Here is an 18,996-nt window from a genome sequence, read left to right as displayed (position 1 = left end):
TCCTTCATCGCCCCTGCCCGATGGATCCGCCCCGGTCGGTTGACACACAATGTGCAACAACACCGCGACGCGGCGATCACGGCATGAGACGCGGCCAACGATGCCAGGCGAAAACTCCCCGCCTGGATCGAATGATTCAGGTAGCCGTGGCCCAAGTCACCAACAAGTCAACCAAACAGATCATCGCGACACCGACGCCGATCAGAATCGCTAGCAGGCAGGTGGCTGGAGTACGCACGACCTCCACTAAGCAGGTACGCATGTGTCATCGGGTATGTGAGCCGTTGGCGTTAGCCACGGTTTTCACGCACAACCGGGGCGAACGCCCAAACGGCTCACATGGTTGTGCGTGGTCATTCCTGCCGACCTGCTTCCATCGTGATCTTCGATCATCGACTTTGTTTTAGATGGATGCGTCACGGCTTCGCCTGGCTTTCACCCGGGCTACTTTTCCCAGCGGTACCCTCGCGAAAGCACCTGCCCGTTTCGACCGTACGTTGGCTCCTGCCAGACCTTTCGGTAGCCCGTGCGATTCATCCGATGCTCCAGGGACCATTCACTGAATCGCCGCGAACTCTTTCTCAGAGTCTGCACGGACAGCAAAACCACGACGCATGCGATCAAACATCCGGTGGTGTAAATCAGCCCGGGCCTGGATTCCACCTCCAACCGCGTTCCCGATGCCTTGGCGGTCAAACTGAAAAGAATCACGAATGCAGCAAGCGAGAAGTAAAGCACCGTCGCGACCACGGGACGGACCACAGCCAACTCAAACGAGGCCACGACAATCGGCAAAGCGATCAATGTTGCGAGACTGAAGCGAAACAAAGCTGGCCTCCGAAAGCAGTGACAGGCACGGGCAACTGCGCCCGCATTGGCACTTGCTCTTCATACCATTCTAGCGGGTGGCTGCCATGAATGTCGCGGCGGCTCACCTGGCCTGCTGACGACGTTCCAGCTCTTGCAGGGTCGCGATGCGTTGATCGGCGTGCCGGATCAAGCTTTGCACAACGGCGATCCGCGTGTCCAAATCCCCTGTCAATTCACGTTGCAGATCAAACATCGCGACTTGCCAACGCTGGGTCTCGGGGGGCGCGTCGCTCAGTGGCAACGCCGTCTTCTTCACCGAATCCAGTCGCCGCTGCGTCTCGCGAGATTCCCCGCGTTGACGGATCGCCTTTTTGCGTCTCGAAATCGTCAGTCGAGCCAAGGCCCATCCCAACATCAAAAAGCCGGCGACCAACCACAGCGTTCCGCGGTCAAACGCGACGGACTCCAGGGCGCTTTCAGCGAACACGCAAACCGGGATTGGGTAGCAGAATGTCATGTCGTTCTCATCGAACGTTGACGGCACAGCCCAACAATCATTCTCCGGATCCCCGTCAGCGTGATTGACGAGTCGGCCCAGTTTTGTCGATCATGGCAACCATGACGAAAACGCCCCCCCTAGAACCGCACACCGCCGATTCCCCCCAGCCCTCCGCTGCGCCGAATCATTCCGCCAAACAGCAGTCCCCGATCCAGCTTTGGTATGCCTCGGCGGCCGCCGACACACCCGGCAAAATCGAATCGTTCTGCATGCGTTGGCTGGCACAAGAAGAGCACCAATCCGCGGCCAAATTCCGAGTCGCCTCGGCTCGGCACCAGCACGTGATCGGTCGTGGCATGGCCCGCTTCCTGATCGCGGACACAGAAACGCCCCCGCATCAAATCCAGTTCCGCAACCTGGACCACGGCAAACCCATCGTCGAAACCCCGGAACTCTTGCGTCGACCGTTCAACATTGCCCACACGAAAGGGTTGGTGATCTGCGGTCTCGGAGCGGAAGCGGCCGACGAATGGCTGGGCGTCGACATCGAAGGCTTGGACCGGAAAACCGATCCGGGGCTGGCTCAACGTTACTTCGCCCCCGAAGAGATCGAACAGCTCGACCGGGTCAAAAACGGCGACGCGAAGCAAGCCTTGTTCCTCAAGATCTGGACACTCAAAGAAGCGTTCATCAAAGCCATTGGCACGGGGCTGAACACGCCCCTGGACCAATTCGCATTCGAGAAGGCCGCTTCGAATTCCCCGCGATTGATTCTCAAAGATGAGTCGCTTGCGCAAGGCCGGCACTGGCAGATCCGCAACGTGATCCCACGGCAGGGCTACATCGCCGCCGTCGCACTCGGAACGAAAGCCAACAACGTGGTCCCCAAGATCGAACTCTTCGACTTCCGCAAACGCATGCAAGGCTCCTAGCTCCTAGCTCCTAGCTCCTAGCTCCTAGCTCCTAGCTCCTAGCTCCTAGCTCCTAGCTCCTAGCTCCTAGCTCCTAGCTCCTAGCTCGTGCTCGTGCTCGTGCTCGTGCTCGCCACTCAATCCTCCCTACGCGCCCTCGTGCCATCTCCACGCACATCCGCAAGTCACCCACCAACTTTACAATTTTCAATTTTCAATTTCACTTTTTCAATCACCCCCTGCTCCCCTGAGCCACAGCCTGCCCCTGAGCCCCTGAGCCCCTGAGCCCCTGAGCCCCTGAGCCCCTTTCCCACTTCTATCCCCCCCTCTGTTCCAGCATCCACTCATGCACCACCCAAATCACGGCGACGAGGCTTTCGCCGCTGCAGTTTTCAGGGATGTCTTGCGTCGTGTGCCAATACTGCGGCGCACGGAATCCTGGTCGGGGGTAATCAAAATCGATCAAGTCCGTGGTGGGGATCTTGGCGATTTGGTTCAGTGGCAAGTGATCGTCGCGAATCGCTTGGCTGCGTGTCCGAGCGACAAACGCTTTCACGCCCAACCGCTTGGCAGTCTTCCAGATCGACTTCGTGACATCGCGGGCATACCGCAGGCTGTTGCGTTCGTAGAGCAGTTGCAATTCCTTGTCGCCGATCATGTCCAGCAACACGCCGCTGCGGTAGTGCACCGGGGGTGGTTCGATCAGGTACTGCTGAGCGAACAAGGTGGATCCCAGGAAGTACTCGCCGCTCTGTTCGCCGAAGACAAACTCCTCGGCATCAAACAGCACCACGTCGACGCCGATGTCCTCGGGCAAGTCCGCAAATTGATGGCTCAGTTCCATCAGAGCGGCAGAACCGCTGGCCCCGTCGTTGGCACCCACGAAGACGCCCCTGGGGTTTCGGCGATCACGATCGGGGTAAGGCCGAGTGTCGTAGTGAGCGCACAGCAGGAACCGGGTCGGAGCGTTGGGGTGCCAGGCCGCGATCAGGTTCGCGATCGGAACGTTCTCGCCCGTTTGGGGATGCCGAATGTCGCCGCGTTGCAAGCGGACCTGGCCGCCTCGAGCTTCGAAGAATTCGGTCAACAATTTTTGTTGCTGCAGCATCGCCGGGCTACCCGACGGGCGGGGGCCGAGATCACAGATTTCGACCAAGTATCCCATCGCCCGGTCCGCGTCGTATTGTTCGGGGACGGGCCCAAGCGTGGCGGGGACCACGGAGGTTGAATCAGGGGCTCGTAGCATTTTCCACATGGCGACCCCGACGAAAGCCAGGAAGGCCAAAACCGCCAAAGTCAGCAAATGCCGCGGCCAATTCCCGCTGGCGGCCCCAGCGTGCGAATTTGTCGCGAACGTCTGCGGGGTGGAATTCTCGGGCGTGGAACGCGCGAGCCCGGGGGGAAAATCTGTGGGTTGGGTTGCCGCCTGCATAGCCAGATCCATCGCCGAAACGTCCTGCGGAAGCCGCTCAAAAAGGGAGTTCATGAAAGTGGCTGTTCACCCTAGCGAACTCGAGCGAACTTCGGTAGAGTTTTGGCCTTCACGGGATGTGGCTCAGCCTGGTTAGAGCGCTGCACTGGGGGTGCAGAGGTCGCAAGTTCGAATCTTGTCATCCCGACTCGGCAAAACATTGCTTTTGTTGAATTCTTCTGGATCATTGAAACGTCAAATGCACGTTTCATGCACGAATCAGGAGAGTCCCGATGCCAAGGCAGCCAAAGCCCTTCTTCCGCAAGCAAACCCAGAGCTGGTATTTCTCCACCGGCGGCCAGCAAATCAACCTTGGCAAAGACAAGGATGCGGCGTTTGCAAAATTCCATCAGATGATGGCCGATCCGGCCACCATCGCGACGGACAACACGACGCTCTACGAACTGAGCCAAACTTACCTGGACTGGGTGCAGACCAACCGCAAAAAGGCGACCTACGACCGCAGTTTGCACTACCTGAAGAGCTTCATCGACAAGGTCGGGAAGCAACTCAAGGTCACCCATTTGAAGCCCTTCCACGTCAATCGGTGGATCGACAAACCGACCTGGAACTCGACAAGCCGCGCCGACGCGATCGGCGTAGTCCAACGAAATCTCAACTGGGCAGTGGAGCAAGGCTATCTGCTCCGCAACCCGATCGCCGGGATGCGGAAGCCGAAAAAGAAGCGGCGGGATGTGTTCTACACGCACGAGCAATGGCAACAAATCCGCGAACACGCCAAAGCCCCCTTCGACGATCTGCTCGACTTCCTGTATTGCACCGGGTGCCGTCCCATCGAGGCTCGCACGATCGAGGCACGCTTCATCCTCGATGACATGGTCATCTTTCCGACCGACCAATCCAAGGGCGAGACCGAACCCCGCGTGATTTACCTCGTTCCCAAGGCCGCAGAGATCCTCGCTCGGCTGGCGACAAAGCATCCGACAGGACACGTCTTTCGAAATAGCAAAGACCGCTCGTGGACGAAGGACTCGATCAAATGTCGGCTCGACCGCATTTCTAAAAAGGTCAAGTTCCATGTCATCGCTTACGGAGCCAGGCATTCATGGGCGACGCATGCATTGACGTCAGGCGGGATCGACTCCATCGCGGCGGCACACCTCATGGGGCATAAAGATCCGGCGATGGTCGCTCAGGTGTACAGCCACCTCGCGAAGCAGCCAGAGTTCTTACGTGCTCAGGCTGCGAAAGCCATTCAAGGCCATCCAACCAAATGAGCGATTCTGATTGCTTCGCAAAATGAATTAGATTGCCTGAAAACGATTACGAATCGGTTGGAAAGCAATCGCCACGTCACTGACAGAAACCAAACTGTGGAGCATTCCTGCTTTGCTTCGGTGAAGGAGAGCAAAACCAAAAATCACAGTCCCGCAGATGCACCGGTGTCGGCCACTGGTGCACCGAATCGAACTTTCGATGTAAAAACGCCCCCGTTCCTCCTTTTCTTCATCAAGCGAATTTAAACGCGGTGCGCAACGCATAGAATGTTGCCGGGTGACCGAAGTCAATTTTAAAACAAAAGCGGACTTCAGTTGAGCGGCACCAGTGTTGGGCCAAACGAAAGCGTCTTTAGTCTTGCACTGCAGTAGCGCAGGATTGTTAGCTGTGCCGGTGAGAGTGTCGGGCCTGAAATCGGAAGAGGAAACCGCTCGACAAGCTTCCGCGAAAACTTCTCTTCGGATGCGACGTCTTGATGAAGCCGCCAGAAAAAAGAACTGTGCCAATACAAACGGAAAAACAAGTCCTCATCGTCGCTTTGATTCGCAAGTTCCCAAATAACTCGATTGCACCAATTAAACATCCCTCGCATCCGCTGCGAAAAAGTTAGCGAGTAGCAAACTTTGAGATCCTCGCGATCAAGCGTCGAAATATCTGATAGTCGATTGCTATTAAGAAGGGTTTCGATTCGTCGAATTGTGGCTCGCACAAAGTTATACTCTCTATCGTGCCTAGTTCGAACAGAAGCAAGCTGCTTAAGAATTTCATTTACTGCAGAAGATCTTGAAGCAATCTCAATCGCGATGTTGTCGCCGACTGTATGGTGACCATGTCCCCGAGCACGTTGCATAAGCCTTTTGAGTGCCTTGATAGCTTCGCCTTCGCTGTTGCAATTGTACTTGGCAATTATCGCCTTTGCCTGCAGGTAGTCAGCGGTGTTGTTACCCGACATCCTAACGACTTCCTCAGCCGTTTCCTCGGCTTCATGCTCCATGCCGAGGCTCTCATACGCCAATGCCATAGCGATGAGTATCGCCTTAGTGCGTTGCTTTAATCCGGCGTTTTTCGAGACTTCAAGCGTTTCCTTCAGCAATCGAATGCTCGCAGTATGTTCGCCGACCATGCGAGCACACTTGGCGGCAAGCAACTTTAGCTCATCGCGTACGTTTGCCATGCTATCATAGGCATGCGAGTCGCCGATGATGCTAAGTGCTTCCTTAGCTGATTCGTACGCTTCGCCGTATAGCCCTTTGGAATTGAGGTAGCTGGTAAACCGCAATGCAAGGCGGGCGGCTTCTTCCCCTGTGCACGGAACCAATTCTTCACCACTCGCAGCCTCCAATAAGACGCTTCGAATAACGCAAAGCTCGTTGCTTGTTGCGATGTAAGAAGTCATCCCCGCCTCCGACGAACGAGGCTTCGGTCTAATTCCGCCTACTCTCCAATCGGAGCCAAAAAATACTGAGCATGTCTTCTTAAGCAACTCAATCCGATAGTCCCGTGGCATGATAGAAAGAACATGATCCCGAATCAGACGAGGTACATGGAGTATTTTTTCACCTCCAGCGGATCTAGCCAGAGAATCCTCTTCGATATTGCTTGCCACCGAGGGCGAGACGTCCAGGATCCCAGCATCCTCCAAAGTAGTAGCGTGTCGTGCCCACAGAGGAGACTGCTGCCTAATTCGTTTAATCGTTTTAAGTGTTTCGCCGTGGTCAAGAATGCAGAGCACTGACAGTAGCGAGTAAGCGCGTTTGTGATCGTCTTCTTCTGAACTCGCCATCATCGCAATCGCATCAATGACCTCTGTAGGCAAGTCATGGTCAGCACTGTTTGTGTGCTCTGCTATGCTCGCTATCGCTCCATCGAAGTCTGTGTAGCGTATTGCATCGACGAAATCATCAATTCGTCGAATGACGCCACCAGTTGCACGGCGTATACGGCTGTAGTCGAAAACGTCATCTAGCCGAACTGGCCTAGTTTCGTGATTCTCCAAGTATTCACGGGTGTCAGCATCATCCAAGACAGTCAGCGGCACCACCCCACTTGGCAGATGGTTCCGGGGGACACGTCCATGTGCTACGCAGATAACAGATAAGTTACTGCAATAGTCAAGGAAAGCTCTAATGGTAGCAAACAAAGAACTGTTTTCGTTATTAAATTCTTCGTCGAAAGACAGCTCATCTAGGATGAGGATTGTTTTGTCTTCACTTCGTAACGCCGCACCAAGTTCTACAGCCGATGTACCTGCATATTTGCTAAGTCGGGTCTGCAAATCTTTTCCCGATACCACGTTCCCACATCGAGCGTGAAGAAAGGTAGTGAAGCCGTCATTCTTTAGACGTTGCGTCAAAGACGCAAGGAATGCGTCAGGGTCTGACCCCCAATCTGCGAACAATCGAAGCACTCTTTCGTTTTCGATTGCCCACTCAGATCGAGACATCGCGTCGTGGCGGATCGCAGCATGCTGTTTCGTAGCTTTGACGCTGAAGCGGGGGAAGCGATTTAGCAAGTTGGTTCGCGGACTATCTGTTGCTGCCTTAGCATCCTCTCCATCACCTATTTCCGCATTTAGAAAAGGATCCGTCCGTATGATCCCTGCAGTAAGTTCTTCGCGTTGGTTCTCCTTCGAAGCACCCGCTGACTTTCTGTCTGGAAGGGTGTAGCGACCAAGCCCATCGTTGCTGTCCGCAAAAGCATTCCTGTCGAGAATCCAACGGTCGTTCTGCCAGACAAACGTGGAAATAGTCACTTCGGTCAGGGATCTCGAAATGTCAATGATGTTGAATCTGTTCGGCGCTTTTGCCCCGTGATACAGTGATCCAGCGGCTATTTCTAAGTATCCTCCACTACTCGTTTCTTTATTGACCACATCGGGCTTGTGCAGGTGGCCTCGCAAAAACATGTCAGCATGATTGCGCAAGAAATTCTCGAAAGTATCTTCGTCAAATTCCATAAGGTCGGGGTGCGGGTGATGGGCGAGCGCAATAGATACGTCGCCTTTGTCGATATCCTCGCCCAGACACGAAAGCTGAGCGTCCCCCACCAGAAGGCGACGTTGATCAGAATCGTCTCGACACAGCCAGCTAGAATTGAGCCCATGGAAAGCAATCGAGGATGACTCGAACGAGAAGCAACGTGTCCATGCACCTTCAGTGCTTAAGCTCTTACCGGTGACCTTTTTGATGAACTTTTTATACTGCCAGTGACGATCAAATAGTGCGTCCCTAGACGCCTTGTCATTGAAAACTGTCGCAACATCGTCTTGGTTCTTGACCTCGCAAAGCGTAGCCTCCAGTGCTTTTGCGACAACCGACCGCTTAGCACGGTCTACATCGTGGTTTCCTGGAACAAAAAGGAGACGATCAGCTTCCAGGTTCAGTCCGTCCTTGTTCAAACATGTCCGTTCAATCCATTGCTCAGCAATGTCGTACTCCTTTCGCGAGCCCCTGTTGGCGATGTCCCCCGTGAAGGCGACGACGTCGACCGGGTTTTCAGAGCATTGCTCGACGAGCTTTTTTCGTGCTTCTCGCAGGACAGAGTCGGTCTTCCATTTGTCGGATTCGCTCGCATGGAGGTCGGAGATATGAAGAATTCGAAACATTGCACTCGCAGCGGATCAGACACATTTTTCGTGAAGGAAGTCACCCATTATCCACTTATCGAGGCTCCGTCGTCTACGGGTTGGGCAGCTTGCTTGGCCCCTTTGCGGCGTCCCTGGTAGACGCCCTTTGTCTTGGCGTACTCGCCTGCAATGGGAAGAAAAGGGGAACGGGGTCGTTCCCACTTTAAAAGTTCAATTAGGTGCTCCGGTGGCCGACGCCGGCCCCCATATCACGCCGGCAACTCGGGTCGATGAAACCATAGCATCCGAGGTCGGCCAGCCGAATATCGATAGCAGTCCAACAAGAGCATGCTCATGAAAAATGACGAGCGATTGACGAAATTGAATTCTCGCATGGCAACCGCAAATTGCAACAGATCACGAGCAAACTGCTCTTAGTTCGTGTTGGTCTCCTGAAAATTTCCGTCGAGCCACGCTCGAAGTTTATCGTAGCTGTTGAATACCGCAGGTTGTGTTTCAGCATCCATATTCCCATTACCGAATGCTTCCAGAGCGATTTTGCATCCGAGAAGTCGGTAAGCGTCGAACTGGTCTTGATCAAAAAACTGATCAGATGTTGGCTGGTGCGGAAAATCAGGGTGTCGGTCGCGGTACTCGGAAATTGGTAATTCTTCGTTCCCAGTCACTGATGATTTTAGATAAACGAGAGTCGCCTGTGTTGATGGAGCGTTCACAGCTGAGTCGCCCGGTGGGTACGTAATCGTGCCGATGGCGAAAGGTGATTGTGAGTGATAGTCGCGAATACTTGTCTTGGACTCTATCGGCCTTCCTGACTGGTCCGTGGGCCAATGAGGCCGAATTGGGGCTACCTCAATTTCAATCTCCGTATTCAGTTCAAGTTTGGCCAATCGGATGAGTGTTGCCAAACCATCAAACTGGTAGTTCGGATCCGCCTCGGCATCACTGACAATGATCAGACGACACCGTCGCCTGAGTAATTCGAACGCACCTAGATTTTCGATGTGTCCTCCGTCGCTCACGTTGATCCAGTCGTTGTCTGTGTTCAAGTTGCTGGTCAATTCGCGAGCATAATAAACCGCTGACAATCGCCTGTTCGCATACGCATTCCCGTTCTCGTCATGGAAAACCCTTTCGGGCTGTTGTTCGCTGCGATTGCCATCGTTGCCAACATCGCCATTCGAATCGTCATCGGCGTTAACGAAGTCTCTAGCCATCGCGACGCTCAAGCCGCAACCGATATATCCGCCGCCGGATACGGTTGAGAGATAATCAATGTGTCGGAAGACTCCTATATCGCTGAGTGCTTGAAGCACGCCGAGAGCGAAGGACGCCGAACGGATTCCGCCTCCCGACAACGCCAGTCCCATCAGATTTCTTTCGTCGGGATTTGTTAACTCTTTCAGTCGCGAATCTCGCTCGGACGATTCTGGATAGGCTACGACTCGCCGAGCCGATATCTCATCTTCTAATTCGGCTTGAAAGACGGTCTCCCAATCCACGACGAACGACCTCGTGGGCAAATTAACTGCTTTCACTGGGGCGACCGAATCCTCAGCGGACTCGGACTGGCCAATGCCGTTGCCGCTTGTCCCCTTTGACCCGCTTCCTGAAATCGACGATGGATTCGGCACCCAGTATCCCAACCGCACGTTGAGCAGGGTCATGATAAACACCAGGAAGCCGTTGGTTCGCCGCCCCATGTTAGGCGCGACCGCAGCGGCCGAGATCGCCATCGCGGTGCCCAAATTCATCTCACGGTGAACTTGCTCAAACAGCCCCGATCGTAAAAAACTGGTTCGAACACTGCCGCAGAATCGCTTGCTGAAAAAGAAGGGATCGCACATGCGGTCACGGAGTTTCGGGTCGTCGACCGCTTGAAGATTCAGCGCGCCGTTGACGATCAAGTACGGGGCGGCACAGCCCTTCGGTGAAAGCTGCGTCAATCGAAACTCATTTACGGAGTCCGGAACGATTACGTCAGGCGGCGGCAAAGCACTTGCGGATCCAGTCTTGCGAGAATTGTCCGCATTTGATCGCGGTCGAGTGACAAAGAATGCGTTTACCAAATGATTCCGATAGTAGTTGTGCATCGAGTTTGCGTTGACGTCGACGAAGAAACCGAACAGCACAATGAGCAACCCCATGACCAGGAACAAATGCGTTTTCGGCCAGAGAGCCTGATTCATGACTCTAGAACGCAACGATCCGATATCTGCCAGCGGCACACCACCGTTCTTGATCGCCAAAACTACGTCGTCAGCAGCGACAACCTCTGTGGGGCGATTACTCGCCACCGCGAATCGAGCCATAATTCCGCGGGCCAAATTTTCCTTACTCCACCGTTGTGCGGGATCCCACTGATAAGCTTTCAATTGGTCGCTATCGAAGCCAATCAAAGGTCGTGCCAGTTGACCAACATCCCTCAACCAGTCCAACCGTTCCTCGCCACTGGCGTCCAACGCTCTTCGCAGTACCAGCGACAATGCAAGATGATGTCGCTCGACTGGCTCGGCAGCTTCGTTGCATTGGGTTGCCAAGACGATCAAGTCGTGATCGCTCATTTGAAGCAATTCAAGCAGTGTGGCGGCCTTTGGTTTTGATTCGGGGCCAACGGCGAGATCCGTCACTTCCAATTGACTGAGTGTCGCCTGGTCCAACTGACAGAGGATGCAGCAAAGTACTTCAACACGAATTTGGCTCTTTAATTCTTGCTCTAAACCAGAATCGAGCGGTTTTGGAACAAGCTGGATTTGCCCCTTTGAGGCGATCGTTTGCCCCGACCGATTAAACGCCTGTAAATTGTCTGTGTCCCGCTCCGCCAATTTCGCGTATTCCGCTTGGTGATAGGCGTTGACGGTCCGTTTCTTTAGCCGAGTCAGAATGTCATCAGCGGTTGACGCCGAACACTCCGTTCTAATCAGGCTTTTTAGTCCGGCAAGATCTATGTTGCCATCGCGGGACACTGGAAGTCCTATGTCTACCAACGTTTGTCGTTGAATTTGATAGGCCGCTTCAGCTATGACCTGCATCAGCAACAATTGTTGAGTTATTTCTGTCGAGTCGTTCTTGAACCGGGTAGATAACCTTTCCTTCAAATCTACTCGATTGATTTCCGACACAATTGATCGAAGCTGTGCGAGATGAGTTGGCGGCAGGTCGCCGAGTTCGCCCGCCAGATCGACAAACCGCTGAGCCGCATCGAAATAGTCGATCGCCCAATCGTCACGGTTCTCGATCGCGGTGTCCGCACCGAACAATCCGTGCGGCCGAAGGTTGTAGTGCTCGGACAGCCGAATGCGACGGCGTGCCAATTCATCAAACAGGCTCTTTGTTTCAGGGAACAGTTCGTCAAGGGCTGTTCTCGGATCCCAGACGGTCGACTGTGGCGTCAATGCGCTGTCAGGTCGGTTTGCGGCGGTTGGCTCAACTACGACCTGTCCGATCGAGGCGTTGACCACCAACGGGTTCGAGGACCTACTCTCGTCAGCGCCTAGGCTCGAAAGAGAAATCGCCGGAACCACGCTGGCGAATCGGCTAATCGGTCGCGTTTGTCGACCTACGTCCGAACGGACCTTCGCAAGATTTTGCTCAAAATCCTGAGGGAGCACCGGCAAGTCGCCACCGGTCATCCACAGTCCTACACCAGCCCAAACGCCCACGAATGCGATTGCTGAAAGAAGCTGATATCGGATGGTCCAATCGAGCTTCCACCATTTGCCGTCAACGAAGACTTGGTAACCCCTGAGATAGACACACACACCGATACCGACGCACGCGAAGGACAAAACGATGGCGACCAGGATTGGGTTGAACAGCGAGAAATAGGCTGAACCGGGGTAAGCAATAAAACGAAAAACATTCCCGTAAACAATGAACTCTTCGGCGACCAGCAGAGCGACCAATAAGATTCCGATGCCGACCAACGCCGCGAAGATCTGCAAGAGCATCAATACCCATCGCATTCGATTGGAAATCAGACTTTGGATCGCGCCCAGCGATGCAGCGATTGCCCCCAGAAGTCCGGCGAGCGTCCAGGAACTGCCTCTACCGTAGCGGCCCGAATCGCGAATCCATTCGACTGTCATTGGCACCAGCACAACAATCACGGCAATGCCACCCGCCAAGAGGATGCATCCCAAGATGCGAGAGGGCAACGAGGTCGGGTTCCATCGTCTACGTTCTTTGTATACTGACTTTTCGTCCGGCGTCGTCGTTCCCCGATTTCGAAAAACGATGCCAACCACGATGCTGATTGCGAGTGTCAACCAGAACCAACCCGTGACCGGGTGGTCCAGGATTCGAAAGTGGTTGACGCCAATTGCGTAAGCAACTCCCAACATCCATGGAATCAGCAGGAACCAATTGTTTGCCGTGCCGCCGATAAACGCGGCCACGCGACCGAGTTTGGCCGCTAAGCTGCCGATGGTCAGGTAGCTGGAATGGTTGCGAATCCAGTCCACCAACAGATCATCCCCATCTCGGGACGATGGTTTTTGCAGCGGGTAGGGAAATGTCGGAGGCGGCGGGTCGAGTGAAGGCTCTTGCATGGTCAGTCTCTCGTTGATGCCGACTTTCCTGGTTAAAGTTTGACAAAATGGAAGCTCACCACACCGATCGACTCGATTGGGTACCAGGCCGCATGATGGGGCCAGTCGGTCTTTTGCGAGACGGATTCACTCTGGAAAAGCAGAAAATCGGGCAAACCAAATAAGTTGCAGATTCTACTAGATCACTGACCCCCATGTGGGATGAAATCGGTGTACTCCCCTGGACCCTGCTTAATTAGCAAATTTTCCAAGTTAGCCGTGTTCGTGCGTTCGGATGCATTGCCTTCGAGCGTGAAGCTAGCGGCATAGGTCGCATCGTTGTCTCCGAATCTCGACACGCTGATGTTTTATCCACAATAAAGCGTTAGCACTTCATCGACTGGTGGAAGCAAGCGGCTCGATTCTCAAACGGTCAGTATGCTGCTCCGGCGGCCGACACCGGTGCGTCTGCGAAACTGAACTTGCTGGCTTTGCTTTTGTCCCTTGACGCGGCGGGAACATGCTCCACAGTTTGCTGCGTGGACCGGCTGGCATTGTCCGGCAGTTGCGAGCATTCGAGTGATCTGTGGTGGGAAAGGGCAGAAGGACAGTACAATCGCTTTTCGTCATTGAGAAAGTCGCCACTCGTGCTTGGGATCGTGAATGTCGAAAAGTAAGCAACGGGAGTTCGAGCGTTTTGGAGAACTGCTCGAAGACCTGCCGCGTGGCCAATTTGCGGAACACGTCGGGCAGCCGCCGAGCAATTACTTCGAGCATCCTGCGTATGTTGCTTCGACCCCGTCGATGCGAATGGACGTGAAGCACAACCACGAATCGACGTTGTTCTTAGGGGGGGGGGGCAAGTTGTCACCGGCGATTGCAACACTGGCATCCTGACCCAGCGAAGCGCCGATCCGGCATTTCATGACGTCAGAGTAGAACAGTTGTCCCAAACTGTTCCGTCGGGCAGTTTTGCGCCGCCAAGCCTCGTTGCTTCCCCAAGTCCACCACCAGACGTCCGCGTCTCGCTGTTCGACGATTCCACCCTGGCACGCGAACATTTGGGGACAAATGTTCTACTCTTCCTGGACTACGCTGGTGGGCTACGGGGTGTCAGCGAGCAACTTCGATTTTCGTGAACCATGAGGCTCACGAAGTGCTGGTTCGGTTGCGGTGCAGGCCGGACCCAGCGGGACGCCGGTCCGGGATTCCATGGCATCAGAGTAGAACAGTTGTCCCCAACTGTTCCGTCGGGCAATTTTCCGCCGCCAAGCCCGGTTGCCTCCCCAAGTCCACTGCCACCCGTCCGCGTCTCGCTGCTCGACGAATCCACCCTGGCACGCAAACATTTAGAGACAAATGTTCTACTCTTCCTGAGCTTCGCTCGTGGGCAACAGCGTGCCAGCGAGCAACTTCGATTTTCGTGAACCATGAGGCTCACGAAGCGGTGGTTCATTTGCGGTGCAGGCCGGACCCAGCGAGATGCCGGTCCGGGATTCCATGACGTCAGAGTAGAACAGTTGTCCCCAACTGTTCCGTCGGGCAATTTTCCGCCGCCAAGCCTCGTTGCTTCCCCAAGTCCACCACCAGACGTCCGCGTCTCGCTGTTCGACGATTCCACCCTGGCACGCGAACATTTGGGGACAAATGTTCTACTCTTCCTGGACTACGCTGGTGGGCTACGGGGTGTCAGCGAGCAACTTCGATTTTTGTGAACCATGAGGCTCACGAAGTGCTGGTTCGGTTGCGGTGCAGGCCGGACCCAGCGAGATCCCGGTCCGGGATTCCATGACGTCAGAGTAGAACAGTTGTCCCCAACTGTTCCGTCGGGCAGTTCTCCGCCGCCAAGCCCGGTTGCTTCACCAAGTCCACTGCCACCCGTCCGCGTCTCGCTGCTCGACGGATCCACCCTGGCACGCGAACATTTGGGGACAAATGTTCTACTCTTCCTGGACTACGCTGGTGGGCTACGGGGTGTCAGCGAGCAACTTCGATTTTTGTGAACCATGAGGCTCACGAAGTGCTGGTTCGGTTGCGGTGCAGGCCGGACCCAGCGAGATCCCGGTCCGGGATTCCATGACGTCAGAGTAGAACAGTTGTCCCCAACTGTTCCGTCGGGCAGTTCTCCGCCGCCAAGCCCGGTTGCCTCCCCAAGTCCTCTGCCAGACGTCCGCGTCTCGCTGCTCGACGAATCCACCCTGGCACGCAAACATTTAGAGACAAATGTTCTACTCTTCCTGAGCTTCGCTCGTGGGCTACGGGGTGCCAGCGAGCAACTTCGATTTTCGTGAACCACAAAAAGCACGAACGAGTGTTGCCATCGCGGTGCAGGCCGGATTCAGCGAACCGCCGTGTTCAAAGACGCGGTTGAGCCAGCCATCCACGAATACACGCAGCACTGCACTGCATGAAGGTTTTGCATGTCGGCAGAATTTGCCAACTTCGCAACGAGGCATTGGAAAGCTCCGACGTGGGGCATTGATCAGGCAATCCTGCGCAGAACCCCCGGCAAGGCAGGAATGAGATGCCCCTTCTTGCTCTTGGCTTGCTTGACACCCGGAGCTGTCTTCATCCAATTCAGTCGCTCTCGCCAGGGCCGATCGTGCGGAGGAGGAACTCTTCGTACTTCCGCATGCGGCCCAGTCGTTTGACGTCGCCGCCGAGACCGTGGCCTCCGGTGGGGTCCAAGAACAACTCGACATTGGTTTCCTTGCCAGCTTTCAGAAGTGCCCGGTAGACCGCCATGGTGTCTTGGAAGAGAACGTTGGTGTCTTCCATGCCATGAACCAACAGGAGCTTGCCCTCCAAATTTTTGGCCAGCGGCACCAAGGAGTATTTCTCTTGGTCCGGTGTGCCTTTTCGTGACGGGCCGACCGTGCCGGTGGTGTACCAGGAGTTGTAGTTTTCCCACTGAGTCGGTCCCGCACCAGCCATGCCGACTTGGAACACATCGGGCTCGGTGTACAGGCACATTTGGGTTTGGAAGCCGCCGAAGCTCCAGCCGTAGATTGCAACTCGTTGGTCGTCGGTGTTGAAATTCTCGGTCATGAATTTGACGCCGTCGACGAGATCCTCTACCTGCGGCTTGCCAACTTGCTCGTAGTTTGATTTCTCAAACAGCCCGCCGTAGCCAGATTGTCCACGGGGATCCACGACAATCGTGACGTAGCCGTGCTTCTGGGCCATGTACATTTGGAAGAAGTAACCGTCGGCGCTGTAGCTGCCATCGTTGACGCTGTGACGATTGCCGAGGGGGCCGCCATAGACATAGATCAACAGCGGGTGCTTGTCACGTTTTTTCCACCCCTTCGGTTTAAACATCATGCCGGAGATGGTGTGTCCGAGTCGGTTCTCGTAATCGAAGAATTCAGGCTCGATATCAATGAGCGACTGGGTCTTCTCGGGATGCGAGTCCGTGATTCTGGTGACCTTTTTCTTTTCATTCTGGGCGACCAGTTCGGTCAATTCGCCATAGGTGACGTGGTTCCCGATCATGCGTTTCCCGTCATTGCTAATCGCCACGTCGGAGAAATTGCCATCTTCCTTGTTGAGGCGGGTCAGTTCGCCGTCTTCGAGATCCAGAACGTAAACCATTTGTTGGGCTGCCGATTCTTTGGTTGCTGTGACGAACAGTTGGGTGTGATCATCGGACAAACGAATCGGATAAACTTCAAAGCGTCCGCTGGTCAGTTGTCGAACGCTTTCGTAGAGCGGATCGAGAAGATGGACATGCCGAAAGCCGCTCTGTTCGCTGATGAACACAATCGACTTGCTATCGCCAGCGAAATCGGGGGAGACCATCGACGGCGTATTGGGTCCGCCGTAGTGCTTGAAGAGATAAACCGTTTTCGCTTCGATTTTCAGTCGTTCCGGTGCAGCGGGGGAGCCGCCGCGGGGGCCACGGCGACCAGGGGTCTGGTCTTCTTTGTCCTTCTCCTTCGCTTCGGACATGTCCTTCTGGAATTCTTTTTGACGCTCGCGTTTCGCTTTCTTGGTCGCCTCGGCGAGTTCCTCACCGGAGGGCCACTTCGAGAGCAGGATCTGGACCTCGGCGTTCTCTTGATCGAAGAAACAAAATGTCACTTGTTCGTTGTCCAGCGACCAACGGGGAGAACTGATGATGTCGCGTGGTTCGTCGATGGTCTCGTCGAAGATCTGAATCAAATCGGCTTGTTCGGTCTCCGCAGCGTCGAACTCGAACAGGTAGACCTTGATGGTTTGCGGTTTGACTTCGTCGTCGGAAACCGTTCGCGACACGCGGTCGGATTTGGCAAATCGATCGCGATAGCGAATGATGTCCACGGTGCGCCCGCCGGAAGAATCTTTCGTTCGGCTGACCAGGACCATGCGTTTGCCGTCTGGGCTGATCTCGTATCGACTGAGGTTTTCGCCCGAGGGTAATTTGGGGCTGAGCTGTTCGACGAGGTGTTCGCCGAAGGTGAACCGTAGGACGGCGTTGTCGCGTCGCACGGTGTAGCCGGAACCGTCCGGGAGAAAGGCGACCTGGGACTCACGCTCGTCGGTTTTGGTCAGTCGAACGGGTTCGGAAGTATCGAGATCGTTGATCAAATAAACATCACCCTCGGAAATCAGCAGCATGCGATTTTCCGTCGGGTGCCATTGAAATGAAGCGATCCCAGAGTAGGCCGGCGCGTACTCATCGTCGGCGTCTTTGTCCGACACGTTCAAGTAGATCTCTCGCTCTGCCTCCAGTTCCTCTTCGGTCTTCTCCGTTTCAGCCTCTTCGGCATCGTCTTGGTCATCTTCCTCGTCGTCGGAGCGGGTTGGCTTGTCCGACTTCTCGTCGTCTTGATCCGAGTCCCCCTTGTGCTTCTTCAGACGGTCTTCGATCACAATCCGCGATGATCGCTGGAACTCGGACATCATCCCAATGTCCGTGATCCGTTTGGCTTTTCCTGTCTTGAAGTCGTAGACCCAAAGGTCATTGCCGTGACGGCGTTCGTTGTAGGGGCGGTAAAGGTAGGCGGCGTAGCGTCCGTCGGCAGAAAATTCCGGTCGTCGGGCGGAGGGGCCAAAGATGCTTTTCTCGGGGAAGAGGTCCTCCAGTTTCAATTCGTCCTTGGCGTTGTTCTTTTTGTTCTTTTGCGCAAAGGTCACCGCAGGGAAGAGGGACGTGGTGACAAGAACGATGGTCAGAGGAACTGAGAATCGAAGCATGTTGGATCGAAGCGATTGGAGGTGAGAGAACGGACTGGAATCGCGGCAAAATCGAATGCCATCCGATTGGCGAATCACAAAACAACGGTTGCAGCCATCTCGTCGCGAAGCGGCGAAACAATGGCGTTGCCAAAACCGCGGCGTTGATGGGACACCCGTCCATCCGGCAAACGTTTGCGAAGCAGGTCGACAGGAATGAACGGACGCAACCATGGGAGCCGTTTGGGCGTTCGCCGCGGTTGTACGTGGGAGCAGCACCGCTTACCAAAGCAGTTCAAACGCAGAAAAACTCCTGCTGTCCTGCTTCGCACTGCGCCTTCAAAGTCCAAGCAGTTTAATAGCTGAAAAAGCCAGTCGCCCGTCTTTCTGTTTCGCGACGACCGGAATCATCCTGAAGGAATCCACCGGCACGTTGGAGCGTTTTCACGGTGAACCACGACCCCCTTCGCAGGTTTCCATTGGCTTGCGGACCACGGGCAGGAACCATGTCCCGTCCACCACAGCGGTTGCAGAGGCCGTGCAGGAAAGCTGGCGGAAAACTGGGGCCAGGCCAAACTGGCCAATGGCCACGGCGGGATGGAGAGTGGCGGCGTGGGGTTTGCATGTCCATCGGTGGCGCTATCGCTTACCGACGGCTACCATCTTGCATCCCTACCGGGATGAAAACTTGCGCAAGCGACAATACTCTCCAAGCCCAAACGTTCAGCAGTCCAGCTTCAGCCCCGGTTGTGCGCGGGAACCGTGGCTAACGGTGGGCTGTTCAACCTTTGGGGTTG

General features: G+C 55.0%; 10 protein-coding genes and 1 tRNA gene. 4 read left to right on the top strand and 7 right to left on the bottom strand.

All coding sequences use genetic code 11. The features are described from left to right. Positions 1 to 136 precede the first annotated feature (136 nt). The 3 genes from RISK_RS33375 to RISK_RS13165 all read right to left on the bottom strand — a co-directional run bounded on the left by RISK_RS33375 (position 137) and on the right by RISK_RS13165 (position 1,327). Entirely contained in the window at positions 137 to 262 is a 126-nt protein-coding gene (locus RISK_RS33375; protein WP_261340221.1) for a hypothetical protein, read from the bottom strand. A gap of 182 nt (positions 263 to 444) precedes the next feature. Next, positions 445 to 828, bottom strand: coding sequence for a hypothetical protein (locus tag RISK_RS13170; RefSeq protein WP_047814782.1), 384 nt, complete (start codon positions 826 to 828; stop codon positions 445 to 447). A gap of 103 nt (positions 829 to 931) precedes the next feature. Then, positions 932 to 1,327: a hypothetical protein gene (locus RISK_RS13165; protein WP_047814858.1), complete on the bottom strand. Its 396-nt coding sequence runs from the start codon at positions 1,325 to 1,327 to the stop codon at positions 932 to 934. A gap of 101 nt (positions 1,328 to 1,428) precedes the next feature. Between RISK_RS13165 and RISK_RS13160 the strand changes: the two genes are divergently transcribed. Then, positions 1,429 to 2,241 (top strand): 4'-phosphopantetheinyl transferase family protein, encoded by an 813-nt coding sequence (locus RISK_RS13160; protein WP_236696263.1) that lies wholly within the window; start codon positions 1,429 to 1,431, stop codon positions 2,239 to 2,241. 295 nt (positions 2,242 to 2,536) lie between these two features. On the opposite strand, the gene RISK_RS13155 is transcribed toward RISK_RS13160, so the two are convergent. Beyond that, positions 2,537 to 3,523, bottom strand: a complete 987-nt coding sequence (locus RISK_RS13155; RefSeq protein ID WP_047814856.1) for a M28 family peptidase — start codon at positions 3,521 to 3,523, stop codon at positions 2,537 to 2,539. Between the two features lie 241 nt (positions 3,524 to 3,764). Here RISK_RS13155 and RISK_RS13150 point away from each other — a divergent pair. Both RISK_RS13150 and RISK_RS13145 read left to right on the top strand, forming a co-directional pair. Then, positions 3,765 to 3,839, top strand: a tRNA-Pro gene (locus RISK_RS13150). 85 nt (positions 3,840 to 3,924) lie between these two features. After that, complete coding sequence (locus RISK_RS13145) at positions 3,925 to 4,929, top strand: tyrosine-type recombinase/integrase (RefSeq protein WP_053061177.1); 1,005 nt, start codon at positions 3,925 to 3,927, stop codon at positions 4,927 to 4,929. A gap of 311 nt (positions 4,930 to 5,240) precedes the next feature. Here RISK_RS13145 and RISK_RS13135 read toward each other — a convergent pair whose 3' ends face one another. Further along, complete coding sequence (locus RISK_RS13135; RefSeq protein WP_047814780.1) at positions 5,241 to 8,534, bottom strand: metallophosphoesterase family protein; 3,294 nt, start codon at positions 8,532 to 8,534, stop codon at positions 5,241 to 5,243. A gap of 395 nt (positions 8,535 to 8,929) precedes the next feature. After that, positions 8,930 to 13,063 carry a patatin-like phospholipase family protein gene (locus RISK_RS32815; protein WP_047814779.1) on the bottom strand — a complete coding sequence of 1,378 codons (4,134 nt, stop codon included), beginning with the start codon at positions 13,061 to 13,063 and terminating at the stop codon, positions 8,930 to 8,932. 642 nt (positions 13,064 to 13,705) lie between these two features. Between RISK_RS32815 and RISK_RS13125 the strand changes: the two genes are divergently transcribed. Continuing rightward, on the top strand, positions 13,706 to 13,939 hold the full coding sequence (locus RISK_RS13125) for a hypothetical protein (protein WP_047814778.1): 234 nt from the start codon (positions 13,706 to 13,708) through the stop codon (positions 13,937 to 13,939). Between the two features lie 1,680 nt (positions 13,940 to 15,619). On the opposite strand, the gene RISK_RS13105 is transcribed toward RISK_RS13125, so the two are convergent. Continuing rightward, complete coding sequence (locus RISK_RS13105) at positions 15,620 to 18,220, bottom strand: S9 family peptidase (protein WP_160311446.1); 2,601 nt, start codon at positions 18,218 to 18,220, stop codon at positions 15,620 to 15,622. Between the last annotated feature and the right edge of the window lie 776 nt (positions 18,221 to 18,996).

Source organism: Rhodopirellula islandica (genome assembly GCF_001027925.1).
Lineage (GTDB): Bacteria > Planctomycetota > Planctomycetia > Pirellulales > Pirellulaceae > Rhodopirellula > Rhodopirellula islandica.
The sequence above is the reverse complement of the archived record's forward strand: the minus strand, read 5'-3'. Positions and strand labels throughout refer to the sequence as shown.

Bases quoted from the DNA above. Each gene is read 5' to 3' on its own strand.
- RISK_RS13125 (WP_047814778.1), top strand. From the start codon at position 13,706: ATGTCGAAAAGTAAGCAACGGGAGTTCGAGCGTTTTGGAGAACTGCTC.
- RISK_RS13135 (WP_047814780.1), bottom strand. From the start codon at position 8,534: ATGTTTCGAATTCTTCATATCTCCGACCTCCATGCGAGCGAATCCGAC.
- RISK_RS33375 (WP_261340221.1), bottom strand. From the start codon at position 262: ATGCGTACCTGCTTAGTGGAGGTCGTGCGTACTCCAGCCACCTGCCTG.
- RISK_RS13160 (WP_236696263.1), top strand. From the start codon at position 1,429: ATGACGAAAACGCCCCCCCTAGAACCGCACACCGCCGATTCCCCCCAG.
- RISK_RS32815 (WP_047814779.1), bottom strand. From the start codon at position 13,063: ATGCAAGAGCCTTCACTCGACCCGCCGCCTCCGACATTTCCCTACCCG.
- RISK_RS13105 (WP_160311446.1), bottom strand. From the start codon at position 18,220: ATGCTTCGATTCTCAGTTCCTCTGACCATCGTTCTTGTCACCACGTCC.
- RISK_RS13165 (WP_047814858.1), bottom strand. From the start codon at position 1,327: ATGACATTCTGCTACCCAATCCCGGTTTGCGTGTTCGCTGAAAGCGCC.
- RISK_RS13145 (WP_053061177.1), top strand. From the start codon at position 3,925: ATGCCAAGGCAGCCAAAGCCCTTCTTCCGCAAGCAAACCCAGAGCTGG.